2 protein-coding genes are annotated in these 1,717 nt (G+C 68.2%); both read left to right on the top strand.

All coding sequences use genetic code 11. From position 1 onward, the window contains the following. Positions 1–377: 377 nt before the first annotated feature. Complete coding sequence (locus AC1DYX_RS30880; RefSeq protein WP_477266001.1) at positions 378–1,223, top strand: urease accessory protein UreD; 846 nt, start codon at positions 378–380, stop codon at positions 1,221–1,223. An 11-nt stretch (positions 1,224–1,234) separates the two neighbouring features. After that, positions 1,235–1,537 carry an urease subunit gamma gene (locus AC1DYX_RS30875; protein ID WP_477265999.1) on the top strand — a complete coding sequence of 101 codons (303 nt, stop codon included), beginning with the start codon at positions 1,235–1,237 and terminating at the stop codon, positions 1,535–1,537. The last annotated feature ends 180 nt before the right edge of the window (positions 1,538–1,717 follow it).

The raw sequence follows: 1,717 nt of genomic DNA, 5'->3' as shown, positions 1-1,717 counted from the left end.
GGCTACCGACGTCGATGCCAAGACGCTCCACTACGTCGTCGACAAGAAGGTGCGCAACCGCCACTACCGCGACAATCAGACCGCTGCCGTCATCGCGCAAGGTGTTGGCTCAGCAAAGAAAGCGTCCGCCCAAAAGCGTGTCTGAGACCCCACAAAAAGCGGACATTTCAACTTTGCCCAAAGCGGACATTTTAACTTTGCCTTTACAGGGTGGGCACCCCGTGCCCACCCTACCGGGGCATTGTTGTAGGCGCATTATTTTGGTGCGTTTTGCCCGCACCGGGGGCGTTTTGTCCTCGTGCGGGCAGGCCGTGCTCCGTCATGGAGCCTTCCGTGCACGCAATATGCACTGGCATGCATCCTGCTAACTATCAGGCATGCCAGATTGCACAGTCAACGATCCGATCCCGACCGCGCCAGACACCGCCTGGCACGCGAGCCTGCGCCTCGGCTTTGCGCGCGACGGCGATTGCACGCGGCTCGTGCGGCGCGAACATCGGGGGCCGCTGCGCGTGCAAAAAGCGTTGTACCCGGAAGGGCCTGGCGCCTGCCATGTGATCGTCGTGCACCCGCCCGGCGGCGTCGTGGGTGGCGACCGCCTCGACATCGCCCTCGACGCACCGGCCGGGTGCCATGTGCTGGCCACGTCGCCCGGCGCCGCCAAGTGGTACCGCGCCAACGGGCGCACGTCGCACCAGGATGTGCGTCTCAATGCCGGTCCGGGCGCCGCCATCGAATGGCTGCCGCAGGAAACCATCCTCTACGACGACGCCGACGTGCGATTCGATCACGACGTCGACCTCGCGCCGGGCGCCGTCTACATCGGCACCGAAGTGCTGTGCTTCGGCCGCCGCGCCTCCGGCGAACGCTTTACACGCGGACGCATCAAGCAGCGCACACGCATCCGCATCGCGGGCCGGCCCGTGTGGTGGGAGCAGGGCAGCGCCGCGCCCGCCACCCTCGCCAGTCCGCTGGGCCTGCACGGCCACACCGTCTGCGCGACCCTCGTCGCCGTCGGCAAGCCCGTGCCGGCAAGCCTGCAGCAGACGCTGCGCAGCCTCGATCCCGGACTCGCCGTCAGCCAGGTGAAGCAGGTGTTCGTGGCGCGCTGGCTCGGTGACGACAGCGAACGCGCGCGCGCCGCTCTCACCGGGGCGTGGCAGGCGCTGCGCCCGCACCTGCTCGACCGCCCGGCCTGCGTGCCGCGCATCTGGAACACGTGAATGGAAACCTCATGGATCTCACCCCACGCGAAAAAGACAAACTGCTGATCTYCACCGCCGCCCTGCTGGCCGAGCGCCGCCGCGCGCGCGGCCTGAAGCTGAATTATCCGGAAGCCGTCGCGCTGATCACGGCCGCGATCATGGAAGGTGCCCGCGACGGCCGCAGCGTCGCGGAGCTGATGAGCGAGGGCACCACCGTGCTGGCGCGCGCCGACGTGATGGAGGGCGTGCCGGAGATGATCCCGGAGATCCAGGTCGAAGCCACTTTCCCCGACGGCAGCAAGCTCGTCACCGTCCACAACCCGATTCCCTGACCGTGCCATGAAGATTCTCCGACTCGATACCCAGGCCTGCGACGTGCTGCGCGCCCAGCTGACCGACCTGCTTCTGGATGCCGCGCCCGGCACGGACGCCGCCGCCGCGCAGCGCGGGTGGCAGGACGTGCGCGCGGCCGTCGCCGCCGGCACCCGCATACGCCGCCGGCACCCGCATAC

The sequence above is a fragment of the Massilia sp. P2_C2 genome (assembly GCF_056404615.1).
This window is presented reverse-complemented; position numbering and strand designations above follow the sequence as displayed.

What these genes read in the sequence shown, in the direction of transcription:
- AC1DYX_RS30880 (WP_477266001.1), top strand. Translation starts at nt 378, where the DNA reads ATGCCAGATTGCACAGTCAACGATCCGATCCCGACCGCGCCAGACACC.